Below are 23,289 nucleotides of genomic sequence, written 5' to 3'. Positions count from 1 at the left end.
CTGAAGTTTGCGAGGCCATCGAGCCTTGTAGCCATTTTTCAGAGACGATGTTTAAAACAATTGCTTTGATCGCCGCGCTGCGGCATGAGTTACAGCCTTTGCTGGCGGTGGGCAACTGGCATCTGGAGAAGATTGCGGGCCGCCATTTTTATCGCCGCGACTATTCAGGTAAAGAGGTGGTTGTGACCACTTCTGGGCTGGGCAAGGTGATGGCGGCGGCGACCACGCAGATGTTGATCGATCGTTTTTCCGCTGAGCTGGTACTTAATTTCGGTTCCTGTGGCGGTCTGGCTCCCGATCTGGCGGTGGGTGATCTGGTGCTGGCGTCCCGGGTGATTGAATATGATTTCAGCAGCGAGCATAAGCCGGTGCCGATTACCGATTGTGATCCTTTGCTGGTGAGTGCTCTGCAGCGGGAATTTTCGGCTCTGCGCTGCGGGCCGCTGGCTTCGGCCGATCGGAATGCCGATACCGCGGCGGTCCGCGAGGAATTACATGCCCGCTATCTGGCCTTGGCGGCGGACTGGGAGGGTGCCTCGATTGTCCGGGTCGCCCGGCGGATGGGGATTCCGGCGCTGGTTTTAAGAGGGGTTACCGACATCGGCGAGACGGCCCTGGTGGCGGAGTATGAGCGTAATTATCGTATGGTTTTGCCACTGGTCGCGGCCGAGGTCGAAAAGATGGTTTTTTTTCTGGCCCGATTGAAAAGCGTCGAGAGCGCGGTGAAGAACTGAAGGTTCGGGTCGTCTGAGCGACCCCGCACGGAAATCGATATCTACACTATTTATGAGAAAGGCATGATGGTTTTATGGAATTTGTTGATCTGAAAGCCCAATACCTGGCCTATCAAACCGAAATTGACGCAGCTTTACGAGAAGTTCTGGAAACAACCCGTTTTATCAATGGTCCTCAGGTTGGCGAGCTCGAAATGGCCCTGGCGAAAATGGTTGGGGTGCGCGAAGCGGTGGCCTGCGCCTCGGGGACCGATGCCCTGCTGCTGGCTCTGATGGCTGCCGGAATCGGCTCTGGAGATGAAGTTATCACGACTCCATTTACTTTTATCGCGACGGCCGAGACCATCGCGCTGGCCGGAGCCCGGCCGGTGTTTGTCGATATCGAGGAAAAAACCTATAATCTCGACCCTGAACTTATCGAGGCCGCCATTACCGAGGCCACGCGCGCGCTGATCGTGGTCGATCTCTACGGTCATCCCGCGGATTACGAAAAAATCGAGGAGATTGCCCGCCGGCGCGACCTGGTGCTGATTGAAGACGCGGCCCAATCTCTGGGGGCCCGGCGGCAGGGGCGCGGTTGCGGCAGTTTCGGCGATTTCGCCGCGACCTCGTTCTTTCCGTCCAAACCCCTGGGCGGTTACGGCGACGGAGGCATGCTGTTCACGAACGATGGGGCCGCCGCGGAAAAACTGCGGGCCCTGCGTAATCATGGCCAGCGGCAGCGTTATTATCATGAGATGATCGGCTGCAACAGTCGGCTTGACACGCTGCAGGCGGCGGTGCTGCTGGCAAAATTGCCGCATTTCCCGGATGAAATTCGGCGGCGTAATGAAGTCGCCGAATTTTACAGCCGGGGGCTTAAGGGGGATTTTCAGCCGCCGGCGGTCGCGGCAGGCTGTCTTTCGGTCTTTGCCCAGTATTCGCTGCGTTCCCCGCACCGCGAGCAGCTGACGGCCGGATTGCAGGCGACGGGCATCCCGACGGCGGTTCATTATCCCGTGCCCCTGCATTTACAGCCCGCTTTTGCCGAACTTGGTTACCGGAAAGGTGATCTGCCGGTGGCGGAAAGGGTTGCGACCGAGATTTTTTCTCTGCCGATGCATCCCTTTCTCGACAGAGCCGTGCAGGAAGGCATTATTGAGACTTTGCTGCGTCTTAACCGGACCCTTTAATGTATAAACTCAATTTTGCCGATATCGGGGTGCTGCAGACGCTTTTTGGTGAAGACGGAGAAAATCTTCGCCAGCTGGCCAAAAGTTCAGGAACCACGATCAATACGCGGGGCACGGTGGTCATGGTCGAGGGCGAGGCGTTACCGGCGGAGCTGACCCTGGCAGTGCTGGCCGAGCTTTATGAACTGGCGACGAGCGGGCATCCGTTGTATGCCGGTGATATTGAATACGCCTGGCGCATCAAGTCCGCCGATCGGAGCGCGGTGCTGCGGGAAATTTTTCTCGATAAGGTCTATATTCGCGGCAAAGGCGGCAAGCGCCGTTTTGTCTCACCCAAGAGCCGGGGCCAGAAATTATATATTGACGCTATTCGCCGACATGATATTGTTTTCGCGGTTGGTCCGGCCGGGACCGGTAAAACCTATCTGGCGATGGCCCTGGCCCTGGCCGCCCTGAGCGAGCATAAGGTGGAAAGGATTGTCCTGACCCGGCCGGCAGTCGAAGCGGGGGAACGGCTGGGTTTTTTGCCGGGAGATCTGCTGGAAAAAATCGACCCTTATCTGCGCCCGTTGTACGATGCCCTGTATGATCTTGTCTCATTTGACAAGGCGCGGGAAATGTTGGATAAAAGGGTCATCGAAGTAGCCCCGTTGGCTTTCATGCGGGGGCGGACCCTGAATGATTCCTTTGTGATTCTTGATGAGGCGCAGAATACCACCAATGAGCAGATGAAAATGTTTCTGACCCGGCTGGGCTTTTCCTCGAAAGCCGTGGTGACCGGTGATGTCACCCAGATTGATCTGCCGCCCGGTCGGGAATCCGGCCTGGTTACGGTACAGAAGATTCTGCGTGAGGTCAAGGGACTGGGTTTCTGTCGGTTGGGGGCGGTGGATGTGGTACGTCATCCACTGGTGCAGCAGATCATCGCGGCCTACGAGCACTATGACGAGATTGCTGGAAAGCGGGGTTGAGGCGGGATGGCACTTTATCTTAGCTGTCGGCAGGCGGTTGCGGAAGTCGATCTTGAGCTGGTGCGTCGTTTCCTCGCGCCGGTTTTGCTGGCGCTTGAAATCGGCGATGATGACCTGGAGATCGAGATTCTTGACGACGCCCTGATAACGCAGCTTAATGAAAAATTTTTTAGTCGTTCATGGCCGACGAATGTGATATCCTTTCCGCAGGATCGCACGGAAGGACATCTCGGGGATATCGTGGTCTCGGTTGAAACCATTTCCCGGGAAACGGCCGCTCTGGGTTATTCCCTGGAAGAGGGGCTGGTGTACTACCTGATTCATGGCATTCTTCATCTGCTGGGCTATGAGCATGTCGGGGTCGGCGAAGAGGTCGCCCGGGTTATGGATCAGCGTCAGGACGAGTTGTTCGATCTGGCTCTGGGCCAGGCTGATTTGAACGGTGCCGGTTAACAGCGTAAAGCGTCAATCTTTTCCGGCTGGGCCGGAGTGGGAGTTGTGAAGGCGATGGCATATAAAGTTCAGAAATCGATTGCTGAGATTAATGAGCGCATTAAAAGCGGCAAGGTGGTGGTGGTCAATGCCGAGGAGATGATCGATATCGTGGCCCGGGATGGAGCCGTGGAGGCCGCCCGCAAGGTTGATGTTGTGACCACCGGCACCTTTGCTCCGATGTGTTCATCCGGTCTCTTTCTCAATGTCGGGCATGCCACGCCCAAGATCAAGGCGAGTCGGGCCTGGATCAATAAGGTTCCGGCTTACGGGGGCCTGGCGGCGGTTGATTTTTATCTCGGCGCTACCGAACCCAGTGATGACGATCCTCTAAACAAGGTTCATCCCGGCCAGTTTCGCTATGGTGGAGGCCATGTTATTCAGGATCTGGTGGCCGGTCGCAAGGTTCATCTCTACATGGAAGGCTATGGGACGGACTGCTACCCGAGCCGGGTCGTGGAAAGGGATATCGATCTGGAATCAATGCCCAATGCCGTTTTATGTAATCCCCGTAATGCCTATCAGAACTATAATTGCGCCATTAATCTGTCGGAAAAAACCATTTATACCTACATGGGCGTGCTGCGTCCCAAGGGTGGCAACGCCACCTATTGCAGCGCTGGTCAGTTGAGTCCGTTGTTCAATGATCCCTATTATCTGACGATCGGGCTGGGAACCAGGATCTTTCTCGGGGGTGGGGTTGGTTATGTGACCTGGTACGGCACTCAGCACGATCCTAAGGTCGTGCGTGGGCGCAACGGTGTGGTCAAGGGGGGCGCCGGCACCATGATGCTGACCGGCAATCTCAAGGAGATGTCTCCGCGCTGGCTGGTCGGGGTCAGTATGCTGGGCTATGGTTGCAGCCTGTCGGTCGGCATCGGGGTTCCGATTCCGATTGTGAATGAAGATATGGCCCGTTTCACGGCGGTGGCCGATGCTGATCTTTATACCCAGGTGGTCGATTACGGCTATGATTATCCCATGGCGGTTTCCCGTAGTTACGGCGAGGTCAGCTATGCGGATTTAAAAAGCGGCACGATAGCAGTGAACGGCAAATCGACTCCTTCAACGCCGCTTTCGAGTTACAGTCGGGCTTTGGAAATTGCCGAAACCCTGAAAGAGTGGATTCTGTCGGGTCGTTTTACCCTGGGTGAAGCACAGATGCTGTTCCCCGGGCATGAACTCTATCGCCCGGGTTTGAACCTCGGCTAAGCCGCCGGCGCGGCAGTTATTTCGGAGGTAGCTGGGGCCGCCGGGAGGGTTGACGTTTTATGTGGTTACGTATGAAAAAAAATGTTGCCTGGATGATGCTGACCGCCATGCTTTTTTCCTGGCAGCCGCTTTTTTCAAACCAGTCAGGTGAAGGCCTCAACCTGCCCGAAGTGATTGTGGTGGGGGAGGACAGCGCCCGGTTGGAAGGCTTTCGTGATTTCAGCCTGTTGCCCGTCCTGGTTCCCGGGATCAAGCTTGAGCCGGTCGAAGAAGGTCTGACCCTGGCCGTTGATCGCGGCGTGACCCAGCCCGATTGGCGGACGGCTTCGGGGCCGGTTCCGGGTTGCGTCTATCGGAATCCGGTGACGGCTTCCCTGGCGCGGGGTCTGACTGGAGCCGAGGGCTATTATCGCAGCGGCCGGCAGAAATATCTGGAGGGTTTGCTTACCGACGCCGAGATCTATTTTAAGGCGGGGCTGGATAAATTCGCCGATTCAGAGTTGGTTCCCGATTTTCAGTACTGGCTGGGAGAAATCGCCCTGCACCGTGAGGCTCTGGCGGACGCCCGCCGGCTTTTTTCCGCCGTGACGGCCGCAACCGCCAATCATCATTATCATTTTGCCTGTTACTCCCTGGCCTGGATTGATTATCGTGAAAAAAACTTCGCGCGCGCGGCCCAATGGTTTGCCGCCGCGGCCCAAAGCGGTGAGTCCCGGCTGGCGGCGGCTTCGCTTTTCTGGCAGGGCGAAGCTTTATTTCAATCCGGTCAGCCGTTGGCGGGGGAAACCGCACTGTTGCGCCTGACCACGGCGTATCAGGATTCCCCGGAGTATCGAGCCGCCCTTTATCGTTTGGCGACCTCTGCTTTCAACCGCCGCGATTACGGGAAGACCCTGAGTTTTCTCGAAGTCATGCCGCCTTCCACAAATGGTCCGGACATCCTTTCGCGTCAGGCCGAGCTGGCTCGGGCCTGGGCTCTCTACTTTTTGGGCTCATGGTCCGCAGCCGAAAATATCTTTCAGACACTGCTTTCTCCGGCAAAGGGAAACCGGGAAGTCGTTCCTCTGGCTTTTCTCGGAGAGCTGCTGGCTTTAATCAAACAGGGCCGGCTGGATCAGGCGCGTCAGGCCTTTGAACTCTGCCCGCCCGAGGTGCGTGAAAGCGCGGTGGCCGCCGCCGCGCTGCGAGAACTGATGCACGCCTTTTTGCGGGCGGAAGATTCGGTAACGGCCCGTGAACTGGGGCGGCGGCTGGTATTTTCCTTTTCGCCGGCGTTGTTGCATGCCGCTGATGTCCGGCACCTGGTGCGTCTGGAACATGAGCTCGGGGATCTGGAGCTGGCTCTGGCCACGGCTGCCGACGGTCGCCAAAGGTTTGTCGCTGCCGGTAACCATGAAGCCGCCGCTCAGGTTTTTTTGGAGAAAGGGCAGGTCTTGCTGGCCGGAGGACGGGCGTCAGAGGCTCTGGCGGTATTGCGGGAACTGGCGTCGTCGACCGTGATTCTTGGCGCGGATGAGGATCGTTTTCTGCTGCTTCTGCTGCTGGCGCGCAGTCTCAACGCGGTTGAGGATTTTCCTGGCTGTCTGGTCCTGCTGGCCGAAATTCCCCCGCAATGGTCTGCGGCCCAGCGGGCCGAATTGCTTTATGAAAAGGGTTGGGCAGCTCTCAATAACAATGATTTTGAGCTGGCCGAAGCCGTCTTTAGTGCTTATCTTGGTTTGGTGTCTGAGCTCAATACGGATTTGCGACTTAGGCAGAATGCCGAAATCAACCTGATCGAGGCCTTGTTTAACCTGCACCATGATGCCCAGGCCCGGGCCCGACTTGATTCTTTTATCGTCGAGTGGCCGGGAAGTTCGTTTTATTTTCGGGCTCAGAACTACCGGGCTTTGCTGGCCTTGCGCCAGGGTGATTTTGAAGAGGCTGCCGGCTTGCTGGAGGCGCTTCTGGAGAAGGAGCAGGAAATCGCCGAACCCCTGCGGGTTGAGATCATGTTTAATCTGGGAGAAAGCTTTTTCAGCCTTGAACAATTTCCCCAGGCGATAGAAATTTATCAGCGCTTGGTGGATGGATATCCCGCCAACGAGCTCAGCGGCCAGGCTCTGATTCGCATGGGAGAAAGCTATTTCAACCAGGGTTCCTATCTTAAGGCCCAGCTGGTTTATCTCAAGGCCAAGCAGCTTTGGCCCGGGGGCGAGATTGATGAAAAAGCCAGTTACGGCATGCTGCTGCTGGCTTATAACCAGGATAAGTTTTCCTATCTGGAACTCGAGGTGAAAAATTTTCTGGCGCGTTTTCCCGCATCCTCCTATAACGCTCCGCTGCTGTTGCTGTTGGCCGATCTTTATCAGCGTCAGGAACGCAAGGATGAATTGATCAGTTTTTTTCGGGAGTTGGCAGATGGCGATTATGCCCGGGATCTGCGGCTTGAAGCCGGGTACCGGATTTTTAAACTGGATTTGGCAGCAGGTCGTACTTCGGCCGCAGCCGATGCCTGTCGGCGCCTGCTGGAACGTTTTCCCTTCAGTAAATATGAATGTGATTGCCGTCTCTTTCTGGCGCGTCAGGCCTTTGCCGCCGCTGATTTTCAGGGGGCTGCGGCAACCCTTTCGGGACTGGAGGAACATTGTCCTGACCCGGATCTGAAACGGGCCGTGCGCCTTCTTCAGGGACGAATCTTTCAGGTCCTGGGTGATTTTGCTCGGTCCCGGGCCGCCTTTCTGGCCGTTATTGATGAAAAGCGCAATGATCAGGCGGCCTTTACCGCTTTCGCCGGACTGGGGGCCCTATTTGCCACCGAAGGCAGTATTGACGAGGCCCTCTTTTTTTATGACAAGGCGATGGCGTCTCCGGATTCGGTGGCGGCGGCGAAGGCGGGTTTTGCTCGAGCGACGGTGCTCAACCGGGCCGGAAAGGGGGATGAGGCCCGGCAGGCTTATCTGCGTCTGGCTTATCTGTATCCTGATCAGGTCGAATTGGTGGTCGATGCCTTGCTGGCGGCGGCCGGACTGGCTCTTGATGATCCGCAGACCTTCACCAAGATCAGGGATAAGCTTGAAAACCTGAAATTGACCCCGAAACAGACCGACACCCTGAAGAAAATTGTTGAAGAAAATAAGCGGGCGGACTAAACTTGTCCGTCCGGGTTGGCGAAGGTTTCATGACAGTTCTGTTTTCCTGCTGTAATCTTAAGGGAAAACCCTTATCTGGAGGTTTTGATGTATCAGTTTGTGATGAAAGGCGGATACCTGATGTATCCGATTATGTTATGTTCGGTTCTGACCCTGGCGATTCTTTTTGAGCGTCTTTTCGCTCTGCGTCGCAGCCGCATCATTCCTGAAAATTTTATTATTGAGGTCAGTGATCTGGTCCGGCAGCAGCGCATGGAGGATGCATTGACTCGCTGTCGGCAGAATGATTCCTCGATTTCCCGGATTCTCATGGCTGGTATATCCCGGCACGAAAAGCCCCGGCAGCAGGTTAAGGAAGCCATAGAAGATGTCGGGCGCCTGGAGGCGGCCGGCCTGGAACGTTTTCTGACGATTCTCGGGACGATTGCCGGCATCGCGCCGTTGCTTGGTCTCTTAGGCACGGTTACCGGAATGATCAAGGCTTTCAGTGTGATTTCCCATGCCGGAATCGGTAACCCGCAGATGCTGGCCGGGGGAATTTCCGAAGCCTTGATTACCACCGCCGCCGGCCTGACCGTGGCGATTCCCGCCTTTGTTTCTTATAAATTACTGCGCTCACGTGTGGATAAACGAGTGCTGCGCATGGAAAGGGTGTCAATCGAAGTCCTTGACTTAATTGATCATGAGGGGAGGCGCGAATAAGCCTATGCGTTTTCAGACTCGCAGTCGAGATGATGTTCAGCTTGACATGACGCCGCTGGTTGATGTTGTTTTCCTGCTCTTGATCTTTTTCATGCTTTCGACCAGCCTTTCCTTGAATCCGGGAATCAAGATTGACCTGCCCAAATCATCGGCCGAGCAGGTCAAGAAGAAAAAGACCACCCTGCGAGTCGCGGTGGAAGCCGGGGGGCTGATTTACCTTGAGGGGAAGAAGCTTTCTCTGGAAGACCTGCGGCGAAAATTCGCCCAGGTAGGCAATGATGCGGGCGATGAAGCCCTAGTCATTATCGAGGCCGACAAAAAGGTTTATCACGGTTTAGTGGTCAAGGTTATGGATGCGGCTAAAAGTTCAGGCATCAATAAGCTGGCGATCGCCACCGAACCCGGTGAAGAGTAGTTTCTTTCGAGTCCGGTTTTCCGGCTTATGCAATTAACTGTCACAGTCTGCGGCGCGGACTGGCCGCCGGTTGTTTTTTGAGGTGATGGTTGTACTCTTCCGAGCCACGTTATAGAGCGCTCAGCCTGCTGCCTTTTCTGCTGATTTCCGTGCTGATGCATGTGGTTCTGCTTTTGCTGTTGCCGGATCTGACCCGGCTTTTTAATTTTCATCTGAATCCCTTCGCCCTGATCCATGATCAGGAAATAGAAGTTGACCTGGTTCGACCGGAACCTGAACCGCCGCCGTCCCCGCCTGATAGTTTTCCTCAGCTGCTTACCGAGGCGCATGTTGCAAGTCTGATCGATCGGCAGTTGCGGCAACCAGCGCTGGGTGAAAGCCTGCTGCCGTCCCGGACGCCGGTGAAATTGCCAAAACTTGAACCCGTAAAGCAACTTGAATCGGAACCGCTGCCGTTGCCGCAAACCGCCGTTCTGCCGCCACCTGAGCGCCTGGGGGGACTGGGTCGCCTGCTGGCTGGTAGACTCAGTGGTTCTAGAATCTGGGGCGACCCTGATGAAGTTGCCGGAGAAAAGCTCCAGTCCGGGCCGGCCCAGCTGTTGTCGGCGGAAGCCCGGCGGAAATTGCTGCGGGTGGAGAAGGTTGAGCCGCGGGCCTTGGTCGATGATTATGCCCTGAGCGGCCCGGTGGCCAGCAGTCGACAGGTTCTGTTTCGTCCGGCTTTGCCGAAGATTTCGCTGGCTCGGGATGTGACGATTGGCTTTCGTTTCTGGGTTCGTCCCGATGGCGGCGTCAGCCGGGTCGAAACCCTTAAAATTGGAGATTTGGAGCTGGTTAATGTGGCCGAAAGGTTTCTTAAGCAATGGCGCTTTTCCACGATTGCAGAGGATGCACCGCAGGTGGAACAGTGGGGGACGGTTAATATCGTTTTTCGGGTTCCGCGATGAAGGGGTTACTTTCTCTGTTGCTGGTGGCGGCGATTTTTTATTTCAGCTGGCTTACCTGGTTCGGGAGTCGCGGGGCGCGGGCCTTGAAAATAGTTGAGGATGATATTCAGCGAATCTCCGCCCGCAATCAGGACCTTGAGATCGAGAACCAGCGCCTGGTTCAGAAAATTCGTCTTCTGCGCAGTGATGCCCGTTTTCAGGAACTGGTGGTTCGGCGCGAACTGCACATGGTGCGGGAGAATGAAATTCTCTTCCTCTTCAAGCCTTCAGAACCCTGATCGGCAAACTCAAAGAGTAATGTTTACTTGACAATTTAACTACGACTGATTACTATTCCACAGCTTCTGGTTGAGCGCAGCCCTTCGGTTTTCTGACCGGGGGATTTTTTATATATACGGACGGCAGCGGAGATTCCGAAAGCATGAAAAAAAGAGTTGCTGAATATGTGGCCCGGGCGGTGGCGGCGGTGGCGGCGGCCCGTGGTCTTGATCGGGTTGAATTGCCGGAAATCGGGGTTGAACTGGCGCGCGAGAAAGCCTTTGGTGATTTTTCCGCCAATATCGCCATGCAGCTGGCCCGTCCCTGGCGTGACAGCCCTCGGGTTATTGCCCAGGCCCTTAAAACAGAACTGGATAAGGAAGCTGATTTTGCCCGGGTAACTATTGACGGCCCTGGTTTTATCAACATGACGATCGAACTTTCAAGCTGGCAGCGTCGGTTGCTTGAAATTCTGCAGGCCGGCGCTGATTTTGCCCGGCCGGATTGCGGCCAGGGCCGGCGGGTGCTGGTCGAATTTGTCAGCGCCAATCCGACCGGGCCGCTGCACATCGGTCATGGGCGCGGGGCTGCGGTCGGCGATGTCCTGTCCCGGATTTTAAGTCGTACCGGCTATGTCGTGGACCGGGAATACTATGTCAACGATGCCGGCAATCAGATGCTGGTTCTCGGCCGCTCCCTGCGTTGGCGTTATCTGGAACTGCTCGGCCATCGGCAGGGAGAAATTCCGGAAGGTTATTATCGGGGCGACTACATGGTCGGACTGGCTCAGACCTTGCGTCGTGAACAGGGTGATGAGCTGGTGGCGGTCGATGTGGTGGAAACCGACGACAGTGGCCTGGAAACCTTTACCGTCTATGCCGCCGATGCCATTCTCGCCGGGATTCGCGACGATCTGAGGGCTTTCGGCGTTGATTTTGACAACTGGGTTCGGGAAAAGGATTTTTTTTCTTCCGGCCGGGTTGAGGCCGCCTTGGCCGATCTGCAGGAACGCGGAGGACTTTATGAGGAAGAGGGGGCGCTGTGGTTCGCTTCGTCCCGTTTCGGGGATGAGAAGGATCGCGTGGTGGTGCGCGCCAACGGCGTCAAAACCTATTTCGCTTCCGATATTGCCTACCATCGGGAAAAATATGAACGCGGTTATGATCTGCTGATTGACATCTGGGGGGCTGATCACCATGGCTATGTGCCTCGTCTGCGGGCGGCGATCGAGGCCCTGGGTCATCAGCCGAAGAGCTTTGCCACGATTTTAGTGCAGCTGGTCAGTCTGACCCGGGCCGGGTCGCCGGTGGCCATGTCGACCCGGGCCGGAGAGTTTGTCACTCTTGAAGAAGTGGTGCGCGAGGTCGGCAAGGACGCGGCCCGTTATTTCTTTCTGACCCGGCGTTCCGACAGTCAGCTTGATTTTGATCTGGAACTGGCTAAAGCCAGCAATAATGCTAACCCGGTCTTTTACGCCCAGTACGCTCACGCTCGTATCTGCAGTATTTTGCGTAAAGCCCGGGAAGAAGGGCTGCCGGTCGATCCCTCGGCGGCGAGGGCGGCCAGCTCCCTGGTCGCCCCGGAAGAGATCGATCTGATCAGGAAGCTTGATGATTTCAGTGCCCTGCTGGAAAGCGCGGCGCGCACCCTGGAGCCGCACCGGCTGACCTATTATCTCGATGATCTGGCGGCGCAGCTGCATTCCTATTACAATCGCTGCCGGGTCTTAAGCGAGGATCTTGAGGCTTCCCGGGATCGAATCCTTCTGGTCAGCGCCGTCCGTCAGGTAATCAGTATCTGTCTGGGCTTGCTCGGGGTTTCCGCTCCCGAGAAGATGTAGAGTTTTGTGAGTTTTTCCCAGGTTTGCCATGATTGAACAGCTGAAGATCGCTTTTATCGCCTTGTCTTTTTTCTTCGGGGTTTTTGTCTTCGGGGTGCTGGTCGGGCTTGAATTGCCGAAAACCGAGTTCTATCAACATTGGGTCGGTATCGGCAAGAGTCATCTGGCTCAGGCCCGACCGACCCAGGTTGCGGTTATGCGCATGCCTGGGTCCGGGCCGGCGGCGGATTCTATGGAAGTGAAAAGCGGGGACGCCATGGAGGTATATGAAGAGTGCCCGGGCGGGGTCTGCAAGCTGCCGACCGCGTCCCTTACCGTGGCTGTGCCAGATGAAGATTCGCCCAAGCCCCAGGACAGACCGCTGGATCTGACTTTTTACAGTGAACTTGGCGACAAACCCACGGAAAGCGGGGGCGCGACCTTGATGATCAAGAAACGGGCTCAGGTCGGTCTAGAGAAAAAGCATTCGCCGGTTATCAGGGAAAGCCTGGTACCACCGGCCGGCGCCGCTCCCGTTGCCGCACAAACGCCGGCGGTGCCAGGGGAGCTCTGGGAGCTGCGAATCTGTTCTCTTCCCCTTGAAGGCAAGGCCAGGCTTGAGCGCAGTAAATTAATCGCAAGCCATCCCGGGGTTGAGGTTGAGGCGGTGACGGTTGCCGGAAAAGGCACCTGGTATCGGGTTAAAATCAGCAATCTCAGTGAACGCAACGAAGCGGAACGCCTGCTGCGTGAGTTCAAAGCCAGAAATTATGATCCTATGATCGTCAGACAGTGAAGGCTTGGTAAAGCCTGCAGCGGTTTTGCTGGCTGGCAATCTCGTTTGATCAACCCTTAATCATCGTATCTACACATAAATATGGTTTTACCCCAGCAAAATATTCGAAATTTTTCCATTATTGCTCATATCGACCACGGCAAATCGACCCTGGCCGATCGTCTGCTTGAAATCACCGGCGCGGTGACTTCGCGGCAGATGAAAAAACAGCTGCTGGACAGCATGGATCTGGAGCGGGAGCGCGGCATCACGATCAAGGCGCAGTCAGTTTGCCTGGATTATAAGGCCGAGGATGGCCGGCTTTATCAGCTGAACCTGATTGATACTCCAGGTCATGTTGATTTTGCATATGAGGTTTCCCGCAGCCTGGCGGCCACGGAAGGAGCGATTCTGGTGGTCGATGCGGCTCAGGGGGTGGAAGCCCAGACCCTGGCCAATGTCTATCACGCCCTGGACGCCAACCTGGAAATCATTCCGGTCTTGAACAAGATCGATCTCCCGGTGGCCGATCCGGAGCGGGTCAAACGGCAGATCGAGGATGTCATCGGCCTGGACGCCGAAAACGCGGTGCTGATCAGCGCCAAGACCGGAATCGGAATTGATCTTTTCCTCAAGGCGGTGGTCGAGAGGATTCCGGCTCCGACCGGTGATATTCAGGCGCCGTTAAAAGCGATGATCTTTGATTCGTGGTTTGATTCCTATCAGGGCGTGATCGCCCTGGTGCGGATTTTTGATGGGGTTATCCGGGTCGGCATGCGGGTCAAGATGATGTCGACCAACAAGGAATTCGAGGTCTTGCGTCTGGGGAAAATGCGTCCGCAGATGGTTGACAGCCGAACCCTGGAAGCGGGCGAGGTCGGTTTTGTGATTGCCGGCATCAAGACCGTGGCCGATTGTAAGGTTGGTGATACGATAACCGGAGCCCGGGAGGCGACCCTGACGCCGTTCCCCGGTTTTCAGGAAGTCAAGCCCATGGTTTTCAGCGGCCTTTATCCCACTGACTCGGTGCAGTATGAACCGCTTCGTGACGCCCTGGCCAAGCTCAGGCTGAATGATGCTTCCTTTACCTTTCAGCCCGAGACCTCGGTCGCCCTGGGTTTTGGGTTTCGCTGCGGATTTCTCGGGCTTCTGCATATGGAGATCATCCAGGAACGTCTGGAGCGTGAGTATCAGCTGGATCTGATCACGACCTCGCCGACCGTGGTTTACAAGATTGAGCTGCGGAGTGGTGAGGTCATTGAAATCGATAATCCGAGCAGCATGCCGCCCGCGGGCGAGATCAGCACCATCAGTGAACCGATGGTGCGGGCTTCGGTGCATGTTCCCAATGAATATATCGGCAACATTCTCAAACTCTGCGAAGACAAGCGCGGGGCTCAGCAGGAGATTCGCTATCTTGATGAAACCCGGGCCATGGTTATCTATGGCCTGCCCCTGAACGAGATCGTACTTGATTTCTATGACCGTCTCAAATCGCTGACCCGGGGTTACGCTTCGCTCGATTACGAGCCTTGCGGGCATCGTCCCGCCCGTCTGGTCAAGCTTGATATTCTGATCAACGGCGAACTGGTGGACGCGCTTTCAATGATTGTCCATCAGGATTGCGCTTTTGACCGGGGGCGCGAACTGGCCTCCAAAATGAAGGAGCTGATTCCCCGGCAGATGTTCGAGGTGGCGATTCAGGCCGCGATCGGGACCAAGGTGGTGGCCCGGACCACCGTTCAGGCTCTCCGCAAGAATGTTACGGCGAAATGTTATGGTGGGGATATCACGCGGAAACGCAAACTTCTGGAAAAACAGAAGGCCGGTAAAAAACGGATGAAAAGGGTCGGCAAGGTTGACCTGCCTCAGGATGCATTCCTCGCGATTCTCAATATCGATAAATGATTTGCCGGCGTCGGCCGGCATTAATCCGCAACCTTTAGACCAGGGAAGTTATTTTGGCTAGAAAAAATACCAATAAAACCGAACCGAAACGCCGGGGCGGTGTAATTCGCGAATACGCTGAGTCGATTGTCATCGCGATTCTGATTGCTCTGTTTATCCGGGCCTTCATCGTTCAGGCTTTTAAAATTCCTTCCGGCTCAATGGAACCGACCCTGCTGGTCGGCGACCACCTATTGGTCAATAAATTTATCTACGGCATCAAGTTGCCTTTGGTCGAGAGGAAATTCTTTGTTTTTCGCGAACCGCAGCGCGGCGACATCGTGGTTTTTATCTTTCCCCAGGATCAGAAAAAGGATTTTATCAAGCGGGTTGTCGGGGTGGCCGGAGACAAGGTTGAAGTGCGGCGGAAAAAGATTTATATCAACGACAAAGCTTGGCAGGATTCCTATGGGGTCTATCGTGACCCTGAGAACGACAGCCTGGTGCCGCGGGATAATTTCGGACCGGTAGTCGTGCCTGCGGAGCAGGTGCTGGTCATGGGTGATAACCGGGATCGCAGTTATGACAGTCGCTTCTGGGGTTTTGTGCCCGTGAATCAGATCAAGGGCAAGGCGCTGATTCTGTATTGGTCCTGGAACAGCTTGAGTAAGGAACTCGGCGAAAAGGTGCGCTTTGCCCGGATCGGGCAGCTGATTCGTTGAGCAGGCTCTTTGGCGGAGGCCCGGAAGGATACGAAAACTCAAAGCATATACAGGGAAAGGCCGCCGGCGGCTAAAGCGCTGATCGTTGTTTTCTCCCGGCCGGGCGCCCGGGAGGGGAAGCATTGGAGACGGGCTGGTCAAGGCGCGGGCGTGGAAACGATATGAGTGCAAGTCAGGAAGTCAGAGTTTGCGATGCTCCGGAGATGGATAAGATTCTTGCCCGGATGGCCCTGCAGATTATTCAGCGTAACCAGAACTGCGCGAGGTTGGCCCTGGTCGGCATTTTGAGCCGAGGGGTTTGTCTGGCGCGCCGTCTGCAAAAGATCATCAGTGATCTTTCCGGTCGCGAACTGCCCTTGGGCATTCTCGATATCACCCTTTATCGGGACGATCTTTCCCACGCCACCCACCATCCGGTGCTGCGGACCACCGAAATTCCTTTTTCCCTGGATGAGTCCGTGGTGGTGCTGGTCGATGACGTGCTTTATACCGGCCGGACGGTGCGGGCGGCTATGGACGGTTTGATTGATTTTGGTCGGCCCAGCGCGATTCAGCTGGCGGTGTTCGTTGACCGGGGTTGTCGGGAACTGCCGATTGCGGCGGATTATGTCGGGGTAGAAATTCCCGCCTCACCGCGAGACCGAGTGATGGTGCGGGTCAGGGAGCGCGACGGCTTCGACCAGGTGTCGGTAGCTCCGCGTGAAACCGAAGGGGGAGTGTCGGGCGAATGAGCCTTCAAAGAAAGGATCTGCTGGGAACCCGGGAGCTGGCCGCGGCTGAAATTCGAACCCTGTTGGAAAGCGCCGCATCGTTTAAGGAAATCGCGGCGCGACCGTTGAAGAAGGTGCCGGCCCTGCGCGGGAAAAGCGTGATCAATCTGTTTTTCGAGCCGAGCACCAGAACCCGGACTTCGTTCGAGATCGCGGCCAAGCGTCTGAGCGCCGACGCCGTCAATATCAGCGCTTCGAGCAGCAGTCTGGTCAAGGGAGAAAGTCTGCTCGACACGGTCGACAACCTGCAGGCCATGGCCCCCGATATCATCGTGGTCCGGCATCAGTTTGCCGGCGCCGCTCATCTGATCGCCGAGCGCGTCAAGGCTTCGGTGGTCAATGCCGGGGACGGCGCCAATGAGCATCCGACTCAGGCCTTGCTCGACCTGTTGACGATTTCTGAGCATAAAAAACTGGGGCCCGGTCTGGTGGTCGCGATTATCGGTGATATCGCGCACAGTCGTGTGGCCCGTTCCAACCTCTGGGCCATGCGCACGCTGGGGATCACGGTCCGGGTCTGCGCTCCGCCGACCATGTGGCCGCGCGGGCTTGAGGAGCTTCCCGGCCTGGTCTGTTGTCGGCGGCCTGAAGAGGCGTTGGAGGGGGCCGATGTGGTCATGATGCTGCGGATTCAGCTGGAACGTCAGGACCGTTTGCTGTTTCCTTCGATTCGCGATTACGCTCGGGTTTTCGGTCTTAACCGGCAGCGTTTGGAACTGGCCCGGCCCGATGCCATCGTTATGCATCCCGGCCCCATGAATCGTGGAGTGGAAATCAGTTCCGAGGTGGCCGACGGGCGGCGTGCCGTGATTCTTGATCAGGTGAGCAACGGCGTGGCCCTGCGGATGGCGGTGCTCTTTTTGCTGGGAGGCCAGGTCAATGAATAATGATTCACGGACATTGCTTTTAAAGAACGGGCGTTTGCTGGATGCCGGGCTTGGACTTGACGGCAGTTACGATATTCTGATTGTCGGCGGCAAGGTTCGGGAGGTCGGGCCCGGCCTGACCGCGCCCGCGGACGAGACGATCGATCTGGCGGGCCTTTGGGTTCTGCCCGGCGCGATTGATCTGCATGTCCATTTGCGTGAGCCGGGACAGGAATATAAAGAAAACCTTGCCAGCGGAACTCGGGCGGCAGCGGCCGGCGGTTTTACCTCGATCGCCTGCATGCCCAATACCGAACCCGTCAATGACAACGCCGCCGTGACCCGGTTCATTCTCGAACAGGCGCGCCGGGCTCCGGTCAAGGTTTTGCCGGTGGCGGCCATCACCCAGGGCCAGCGCGGCGAGCGCCTGGTGGAAATGGGTGACCTGGTGGCCGCCGGGGCCGCGGCTTTTTCCGATGACGGCAAAACTGTGGCCAACAGCAAACTTTTGCGGCACGCGCTTGAGTACGCCACGCTATTTGACAAACCTCTGCTTTGTCACTGCCAGGATAACGACCTGTTTGCGAACGGGGTTATTCATGAGGGTGAGGTGGCGGCGGCTCACGGCCTGCCGGGTATTCCGGCTCTGGCGGAAGAACTTGACATTGCGCGCACCATCATGTTGGCCGAATATCTCAAGGTGCCGGTGCATATCTGTCATCTGAGCACGCGGGGCGGCGTCGAGCTTCTGCGGGCGGCCCGGGCCCGAGGGGCCAGGGTGACGGCGGAAGCGACGCCGCACCATCTTTTTCTCGACGAGCGTGCAGTGGTCGATCTGGGCGTCGGCGTGACCCTGGATGAAAAATTAAAACCCGCGCGATTGCGTTATAATGCCAATAGCAAAATGAGCCCGCCGCTGCGTTCCCAGGACGATGTCAAAGCCCTGCGCGCCGCGCTTAAAGAGGGGCTGATTGATGCCATTGCAACCGACCACGCGCCCCATGAGGCCACGGAAAAAGTGGTTGAATATGAGCGGGCGCCCTTTGGTGTGATTGGCTTGGAAACCGCCGTGGCCCTGGGCCTGCGATTGGTTGAGGAAGGGGTCCTGACCCCTTTGCAGCTGACGGCGCGGCTCTCCCTGGCTCCGGCCGCGATTCTGGGGCTGACGGATCGGGGCACCCTGGCCCCAGGCCGGGCCGCGGATTTGATGGTGATTGATCCGCAGGCGGAATGGGTGGTCGATCCCGAACAATTCTTTTCGAAATCCCGCAATACTCCGTTTGCCGGCTGGCGTCTGCGCGGGCAAGTGGTTTTGACCATGGTTGACGGGAAGACGGTCTTTGATCGCCGTTGCCAGGACTGCTTTGGTCAGCCGGGGCGTTTCACGCAAGGTCATGAGGCGGAATAAGACATCTACCGCTACGAGCGGCGGCAAGCCCGCAGCGTCATCCGGGAAAGGTTTTTTTAGAAAATGACTCAGAATATCACACGCGGCGGCAAGGCGGTCCTTGTTCTTGAAGACGGCGCCGTGTTTACAGGAAGGGCCTTTGGGGCGACCGGCGAGGTTTGCGGGGAGCTCGTTTTCAATACCGGCCTGAGCGGTTATCAGGAGGTGCTGACCGATCCTTCCTACTATGGTCAGATGATTTTGATGACCTATCCCCACATCGGTAATTACGGGGTTAACGACGAGGATGGTGAATCGCGGCGTTGTTTTCTTTCCGCCCTGATCGTCAAAGAATACTGCGCCTGTCCCAGCAACTGGCGCAGTCGCGGGGAACTGGCGGAGCTGATGGCCCGCGACGGGGTAATTGGTTTAGAGGGCCTTGACACCCGGGCCTTGGCCCGCCATATCCGCAAGGCCGGGGCCATGCCCGGCATTATCAGCACGCTTGATTTCGAGCCCCGTTCGCTGCGCGAAAAGCTTGGGCGCTGGCCCGGCATCGAGGGGGTCAATCTGGTCGAGGCCGTGACCGTCGATAAACCTTATCAATGGCGACAGAAAACCTGGAGCCTGGGGGAGGGCCACCGCGACCGTGAGGTCCTCGCCCCCGAGGTTGCCGCCCCGAAGGTCGTGGTTTATGATTTTGGCGTCAAGTATAATATTCTGCGTTTACTGACGGATGTCGGTTGCCGGGTGACGGTGGTCCCGGCCGGAACCGGAGCCGCCGAGATTCTGGCTTTGCAGCCGGACGGTCTGTTTCTTTCCAACGGTCCCGGAGATCCGGGGGCCCTGGGCGGGATCGTCGCGGAGATGAAAAAGCTGGTCGGCCGGATGCCGATCTGCGGGATTTGCCTCGGGCATCAGATTCTCGGCCAGGCGCTGGGGGGCAAAACGTATAAATTAAAATTCGGTCATCATGGTTCCAACCATCCGGTGATGGATCTGACCACCGGCAAGGTTGAAATCACTTCGCAAAATCATAACTTCTGCGTCGATCTCGATTCCCTCGGCGTTGAGGTTGAGGTTACCCATGTCAACCTCAACGATCGCACGGTCGAAGGCTTGCGGCATCGCCGGTATCCGTTGTCTTCTTTTCAGTACCATCCGGAAAGTTCGCCGGGGCCGCATGATTCGGCCTATTTGTTCCGCCGCTTTCGGGCTCTGATCGACGAAAATTGCAGTAGTTGAAACGACCGTCCTGCAGGCTCAGGTAAGCGCGTTCGTTATTCCAGTCGTCTAAAAGATAGAGGGTTTTGCTTTGTCCGTTAAGGATAAAGCGCTCCGCCCGGGCCTGGTGAAAATGGCCGATGACGGCGGCCTTAAGATCGCTTTTCAGCAGTCTGGCGCCGCTGCGGTAAACCTGGGGAGGAATGAACTTGCCGCGGCCGTTATGGTGTCGGCTTTTGCGTGAGAGATAAAGCGCGAGTTCGCGGACCAGGGCGGTTGGAAACCTTTCGATCAGGTAGAGAAAGAGGGGGTGGCGGATCAGGGCGCGCCAGAGGCGGTAGGCGTAGTCCTCGGGGTTGAGTTGATCCCCGTGGGCGAGATAGAGCCTGAGCCCGTCAAGCTCGACGATCGCCGCTCCGTCATGCCAGATCAGGCCGCGGGCGGCCAACTGCGGGCCCCCGGAAAGTTCATGATTGCCGGCGAACAGATGGATTTCAACCCCTTGGCCGACAATTTCCGCAAGGGCAGTGAGCACCGGTTCGTATGCGGGTGGCGGCGCAGCCGGGCCGCCGATCCAGAAGTCGAAGAAATCGCCGAGAATGAAAAGTCGGTCGAGATCTTGCGGAAGCTGTTGAAGAAACCGGAGCAGGTCCTGATAGGCGGCCTCGGTGGGCGTCAGGAGATGGGCGTCGGCAAGGAAGATGGCTTTCATGCGCGGGGATATAAACTGAAAAACCGAAAATTGTCAATCGTCAACCGGTTGTCGCTCCTGGCTGGCGGGCCGGTTCTGGTATGAAACCGTTCCTTTTTTATCTACTCAGGTTGAAAGAAATTGCCGAAACGTACTGATCTGAAAAAAATTATGTTGATTGGCTCGGGTTCGATCGTCATCGGCCAGGCCTGCGAATTCGACTATTCCGGAACCCAGGCCTGCAAGGCTCTGAAAGAGGAAGGTTACGAGGTGGTGCTGGTCAACAGCAATCCGGCCACCATCATGACCGACCCGGAATTCGCCGATCGTACCTATATCGAACCGCTGACCCCGGAAACCGTCGCCCGCATCATCGCCCAGGAGCGGCCCGATGCCCTGTTGCCGACCCTGGGTGGTCAGACCGCGCTGAATCTCGGTATCGCCCTGGCCGAAAACGGCACCCTGGAAAAATATGGGGTCGAGATGATCGGGGCGACTCTGGAGTCGATTAAAAAGGCCGAGGACCGCCAGCTTTTCAAGGACGCCATGAATCGGATCGGGCTCGGCCTGCCGCGCAGCGGGGTGGCGACCAGCCTGGATGACGCCTGGGAAATTCTCAAGGAGACCGGTTTCCCCGCGATTCTGCGACCCTCTTTCACGATGGGCGGCAGCGGCGGCAATATCGCCTACAATGTCGAGGACTTTGAAAAGTACGTCAAAAAAGGGCTTGACGCCAGTCCAGTACGGGAGATTCTGATCGAGGAGTCGATTGTCGGCTGGAAGGAATTTGAACTCGAGGTTATGCGTGATCACAAGGATAACGTGGTGATCGTCTGCTCGATTGAAAATTTTGATGCCATGGGCATTCATACCGGCGACAGCATCACCGTGGCTCCGGCTCAGACCCTGACCGACAAGGAATATCAGCTCATGCGGGACGCGGCCCTGGCCATCATGCGCGAGATCGGGGTGGCGACCGGGGGCTCCAACGTGCAGTTCGGGGTTGATCCGCGCAGCGGCCGCCTGGTGGTGATTGAAATGAATCCCCGGGTTTCGCGCAGCTCGGCCCTGGCTTCCAAGGCGACCGGGTTTCCGATCGCCAAGATCGCCGCCAAACTGGCCGTCGGTTTTACCCTGGACGAGCTTCCCAATGACATCACCCGCGAGACCCCGGCCTGTTTTGAGCCGACGATCGATTATGTGGTGACTAAGATTCCGCGTTTTACCTTTGAAAAGTTTCATCAGGCCGAAGCCGTTCTGACCACGCAGATGAAGTCGGTCGGCGAGGCTATGGCCATCGGCCGCACCTTCAAGGAATCGCTGCAAAAGGCCATGCGCTCGCTGGAAATCGATTCTTATGGTTTCGAAAGACGGCTTCCGCCCTCGGCCTATCTCAATCCCGGACCCGACGACCTCTCCTTGGTCGAGGAGCGCCTGCGGGTGCCCGGCCCGGAAAGACTCTGGTTTCTGGCCGACGCCCTGCGGCTGGGTTTCGACATCGAAAAAGTTTATGAGATGACCGGCATAGATCCCTGGTTTCTCAACCACATTCGTGAAATCGTCGCCTGCGAACAGGAACTGCTTGAGCTTGGTCCGGCCTGTTTGACGCCGGAGCTTCTGCACCGGGCCAAGGCGATGGGTTTTGCCGATCGTTTTCTGGCCGGCGTCTGCCGGCGCAGCGAAAACGAGATTTACCGGCTGCGCCATGAACTGCGGGTGTTGCCGGTTTACAAACGAGTGGATACCTGCGCCGCCGAATTCGAGGCCTACACGCCCTATTTCTATTCGACCTACGAGGTCGAGGATGAAAGCCTGCCGACCGAGCGTAAAAAGATCATTATTCTGGGTGGCGGTCCGAACCGGATCGGCCAGGGCATCGAATTTGATTACTGCTGCGTGCATTGTTCCTTCGCGCTGTCCGGGGATGGGTACGAGACCATCATGGTCAACTGCAACCCGGAGACCGTCAGCACCGATTACGACACCTCCGACCGCCTTTATTTTGAGCCCCTGACCCGCGAGGATGTGCTGCGGATTGTGGAGGTCGAGAAACCTTTCGGGGTGATTGTGCAGTTCGGCGGCCAGACCCCGCTGAAACTGGCGGCCGCCCTTGAAGCGGCCGGAGTGCCGATTCTGGGCACCTCGCCCGACAGTATCGACCGGGCCGAGGACCGGCGGCGTTTTAAGGAATTTCTGGAAAAGCTCGGTCTGCGCCAACCGGACAACGATACCGTGGCCTCGGTCGAGGAAGCCGTGGCCGTGGCTGAACGTATCGGTTATCCGGTGCTGGTGCGGCCGTCCTACGTGCTTGGCGGTCGGGGCATGGAAATCGTCTATGACAGTCAGAGTCTGGTCGGCTACATGCGCAAGGCGGTGGATGTCTCCTTTGACCATCCGGTGCTGATCGATAAATTTCTCAATAACGCGGTCGAGGTCGATGTCGACGCCGTCTGTGACGGGCGGCGGGTGGTGGTCGGCGGCATTATGGAACATATCGAAAAGGCCGGAATTCATTCCGGTGATTCGGCCTGTTCCCTGCCGCCCTATTCCCTGAGCCCAGAGGTGATCACGGAGATTGCCCGGCAGACTCGGGCCATGGCCCTGGAACTGGGGGTCAAGGGCCTGATGAACGTTCAGTTCGCGGTTCAGGACAATGAAATCTACATTATCGAGGTCAATCCCCGGGCCTCGCGCACCGTGCCTTTTGTCGGCAAGGCCACCGGCCTGCCCCTGGCCGCGGTCGCGGCCCGGGTCATGGCCGGAAAGACCCTGGACGAACTCGGAATCGAGGAAAACTACCTGCCGGCCTGGAGCGCGGTCAAGGAAGCCGTTTTCCCCTTTGTCAAATTTCCCGGCGTGGATACGCTGCTCGGTCCGGAGATGAAATCGACCGGAGAGGTCATGGGTATCGATCTGGAGTTTCCCCTGGCCTTCGCCAAGGCGCAGACGGCCGCCGGCAACCCGCTGCCCGGCGGCGGAGCCGTGTTTTTGAGCCTTACCGATAAAGCCGGTCTGCAAAGTATTGTCGAGCCTCTGGTGAAAGCCGGGTTCAGTTTTATCGCGACCTCGGGCACGGCCCAGGCCCTGACCGATCTAGGGATTGCCAACCGGGCC

At 57.1% G+C, this 23,289-nt stretch carries 20 protein-coding genes; 19 read left to right on the top strand and 1 reads right to left on the bottom strand.

Features of this window, described 5'->3' with window-relative positions; genetic code table 11:
• Nucleotides 1–47 precede the first annotated feature (47 nt).
• From ENN66_09585 to carA, 18 genes are all read left to right on the top strand, one after another.
• Nucleotides 48–734, top strand: a complete 687-nt coding sequence (locus ENN66_09585) for a hypothetical protein (protein ID HDS16836.1) — start codon at nt 48–50, stop codon at nt 732–734.
• 74 nt (nt 735–808) lie between these two features.
• On the top strand, nt 809–1,906 hold the full coding sequence (locus tag ENN66_09580; GenBank protein ID HDS16835.1) for a DegT/DnrJ/EryC1/StrS family aminotransferase: 1,098 nt from the start codon (nt 809–811) through the stop codon (nt 1,904–1,906).
• Nucleotides 1,906–2,877, top strand: coding sequence for a PhoH family protein (locus ENN66_09575; GenBank protein ID HDS16834.1), 972 nt, complete (start codon nt 1,906–1,908; stop codon nt 2,875–2,877). Before ENN66_09580 ends, ENN66_09575 begins: the two co-directional genes overlap by 1 nt.
• A gap of 6 nt (nt 2,878–2,883) precedes the next feature.
• The gene (gene ybeY / locus ENN66_09570; protein HDS16833.1) at nt 2,884–3,330 is read left to right on the top strand and encodes an rRNA maturation RNase YbeY; all 447 of its coding nucleotides are present in this window, start codon (nt 2,884–2,886) and stop codon (nt 3,328–3,330) included.
• A gap of 54 nt (nt 3,331–3,384) precedes the next feature.
• Nucleotides 3,385–4,581, top strand: coding sequence for a hypothetical protein (locus ENN66_09565; protein HDS16832.1), 1,197 nt, complete (start codon nt 3,385–3,387; stop codon nt 4,579–4,581).
• A 59-nt stretch (nt 4,582–4,640) separates the two neighbouring features.
• Entirely contained in the window at nt 4,641–7,712 is a 3,072-nt protein-coding gene (locus ENN66_09560) for a tetratricopeptide repeat protein (protein HDS16831.1), read from the top strand.
• An 87-nt stretch (nt 7,713–7,799) separates the two neighbouring features.
• Nucleotides 7,800–8,414 (top strand): MotA/TolQ/ExbB proton channel family protein, encoded by a 615-nt coding sequence (locus ENN66_09555; protein HDS16830.1) that lies wholly within the window; start codon nt 7,800–7,802, stop codon nt 8,412–8,414.
• A complete protein-coding gene (locus tag ENN66_09550) occupies nt 8,395–8,829 on the top strand; it encodes a biopolymer transporter ExbD (GenBank protein HDS16829.1) in 435 nt (144 codons plus the stop codon). Before ENN66_09555 ends, ENN66_09550 begins: the two co-directional genes overlap by 20 nt.
• An 89-nt stretch (nt 8,830–8,918) precedes the next feature.
• Nucleotides 8,919–9,776, top strand: coding sequence for a hypothetical protein (locus ENN66_09545; GenBank protein HDS16828.1), 858 nt, complete (start codon nt 8,919–8,921; stop codon nt 9,774–9,776).
• Nucleotides 9,773–10,054 carry a septum formation initiator family protein gene (locus tag ENN66_09540; GenBank protein HDS16827.1) on the top strand — a complete coding sequence of 94 codons (282 nt, stop codon included), beginning with the start codon at nt 9,773–9,775 and terminating at the stop codon, nt 10,052–10,054. The genes ENN66_09545 and ENN66_09540 overlap by 4 nt, the downstream gene beginning before the upstream one ends.
• Nucleotides 10,055–10,197: 143 nt before the next feature.
• A complete protein-coding gene (locus ENN66_09535) occupies nt 10,198–11,874 on the top strand; it encodes an arginine--tRNA ligase (protein ID HDS16826.1) in 1,677 nt (558 codons plus the stop codon).
• 28 nt (nt 11,875–11,902) lie between these two features.
• A complete protein-coding gene (locus ENN66_09530; protein HDS16825.1) occupies nt 11,903–12,649 on the top strand; it encodes an SPOR domain-containing protein in 747 nt (248 codons plus the stop codon).
• 81 nt (nt 12,650–12,730) lie between these two features.
• A complete protein-coding gene (locus ENN66_09525) occupies nt 12,731–14,536 on the top strand; it encodes an elongation factor 4 (protein ID HDS16824.1) in 1,806 nt (601 codons plus the stop codon).
• 53 nt (nt 14,537–14,589) lie between these two features.
• Complete coding sequence (gene lepB / locus ENN66_09520) at nt 14,590–15,237, top strand: signal peptidase I (GenBank protein ID HDS16823.1); 648 nt, start codon at nt 14,590–14,592, stop codon at nt 15,235–15,237.
• Nucleotides 15,238–15,398: 161 nt separating this feature from the next.
• Nucleotides 15,399–15,968 carry a bifunctional pyr operon transcriptional regulator/uracil phosphoribosyltransferase PyrR gene (gene pyrR, locus ENN66_09515; GenBank protein ID HDS16822.1) on the top strand — a complete coding sequence of 190 codons (570 nt, stop codon included), beginning with the start codon at nt 15,399–15,401 and terminating at the stop codon, nt 15,966–15,968.
• Complete coding sequence (locus ENN66_09510) at nt 15,965–16,894, top strand: aspartate carbamoyltransferase catalytic subunit (protein HDS16821.1); 930 nt, start codon at nt 15,965–15,967, stop codon at nt 16,892–16,894. The genes pyrR and ENN66_09510 overlap by 4 nt, the downstream gene beginning before the upstream one ends.
• Complete coding sequence (locus tag ENN66_09505) at nt 16,887–18,281, top strand: dihydroorotase (protein ID HDS16820.1); 1,395 nt, start codon at nt 16,887–16,889, stop codon at nt 18,279–18,281. The genes ENN66_09510 and ENN66_09505 overlap by 8 nt, the downstream gene beginning before the upstream one ends.
• A gap of 63 nt (nt 18,282–18,344) precedes the next feature.
• Complete coding sequence (carA, locus tag ENN66_09500; GenBank protein ID HDS16819.1) at nt 18,345–19,505, top strand: carbamoyl-phosphate synthase small subunit; 1,161 nt, start codon at nt 18,345–18,347, stop codon at nt 19,503–19,505.
• Here the strand turns inward: carA and ENN66_09495 are convergent.
• Nucleotides 19,357–20,196 carry a UDP-2,3-diacylglucosamine diphosphatase gene (locus ENN66_09495; GenBank protein HDS16818.1) on the bottom strand — a complete coding sequence of 280 codons (840 nt, stop codon included), beginning with the start codon at nt 20,194–20,196 and terminating at the stop codon, nt 19,357–19,359. The genes carA and ENN66_09495 overlap by 149 nt on opposite strands.
• 120 nt (nt 20,197–20,316) lie before the next feature.
• Between ENN66_09495 and carB the strand changes: the two genes are divergently transcribed.
• Nucleotides 20,317–23,289: carbamoyl-phosphate synthase large subunit (gene carB / locus ENN66_09490; GenBank protein ID HDS16817.1), on the top strand; the 2,973-nt coding region annotated here is incomplete at its 3' end.

The organism is Pseudomonadota bacterium (assembly GCA_011049115.1).
GTDB lineage: Bacteria > Desulfobacterota > Anaeroferrophillalia > Anaeroferrophillales > Tharpellaceae > DSCM01.
This window is presented reverse-complemented; position numbering and strand designations above follow the sequence as displayed.

Bases quoted from the DNA above. Each gene is read 5' to 3' on its own strand.
- ENN66_09585 (HDS16836.1), top strand. From the start codon at position 48: ATGTTTAAAACAATTGCTTTGATCGCCGCGCTGCGGCATGAGTTACAG.
- ENN66_09580 (HDS16835.1), top strand. From the start codon at position 809: ATGGAATTTGTTGATCTGAAAGCCCAATACCTGGCCTATCAAACCGAA.
- ENN66_09575 (HDS16834.1), top strand. From the start codon at position 1,906: ATGTATAAACTCAATTTTGCCGATATCGGGGTGCTGCAGACGCTTTTT.
- ybeY (HDS16833.1), top strand. From the start codon at position 2,884: ATGGCACTTTATCTTAGCTGTCGGCAGGCGGTTGCGGAAGTCGATCTT.
- ENN66_09565 (HDS16832.1), top strand. From the start codon at position 3,385: ATGGCATATAAAGTTCAGAAATCGATTGCTGAGATTAATGAGCGCATT.
- ENN66_09560 (HDS16831.1), top strand. From the start codon at position 4,641: ATGTGGTTACGTATGAAAAAAAATGTTGCCTGGATGATGCTGACCGCC.
- ENN66_09555 (HDS16830.1), top strand. From the start codon at position 7,800: ATGTATCAGTTTGTGATGAAAGGCGGATACCTGATGTATCCGATTATG.
- ENN66_09550 (HDS16829.1), top strand. From the start codon at position 8,395: ATGAGGGGAGGCGCGAATAAGCCTATGCGTTTTCAGACTCGCAGTCGA.
- ENN66_09540 (HDS16827.1), top strand. From the start codon at position 9,773: ATGAAGGGGTTACTTTCTCTGTTGCTGGTGGCGGCGATTTTTTATTTC.
- ENN66_09535 (HDS16826.1), top strand. From the start codon at position 10,198: ATGAAAAAAAGAGTTGCTGAATATGTGGCCCGGGCGGTGGCGGCGGTG.
- ENN66_09530 (HDS16825.1), top strand. From the start codon at position 11,903: ATGATTGAACAGCTGAAGATCGCTTTTATCGCCTTGTCTTTTTTCTTC.
- ENN66_09525 (HDS16824.1), top strand. From the start codon at position 12,731: ATGGTTTTACCCCAGCAAAATATTCGAAATTTTTCCATTATTGCTCAT.
- pyrR (HDS16822.1), top strand. From the start codon at position 15,399: ATGAGTGCAAGTCAGGAAGTCAGAGTTTGCGATGCTCCGGAGATGGAT.
- ENN66_09510 (HDS16821.1), top strand. From the start codon at position 15,965: ATGAGCCTTCAAAGAAAGGATCTGCTGGGAACCCGGGAGCTGGCCGCG.
- ENN66_09505 (HDS16820.1), top strand. From the start codon at position 16,887: ATGAATAATGATTCACGGACATTGCTTTTAAAGAACGGGCGTTTGCTG.
- carA (HDS16819.1), top strand. From the start codon at position 18,345: ATGACTCAGAATATCACACGCGGCGGCAAGGCGGTCCTTGTTCTTGAA.
- ENN66_09495 (HDS16818.1), bottom strand. From the start codon at position 20,196: ATGAAAGCCATCTTCCTTGCCGACGCCCATCTCCTGACGCCCACCGAG.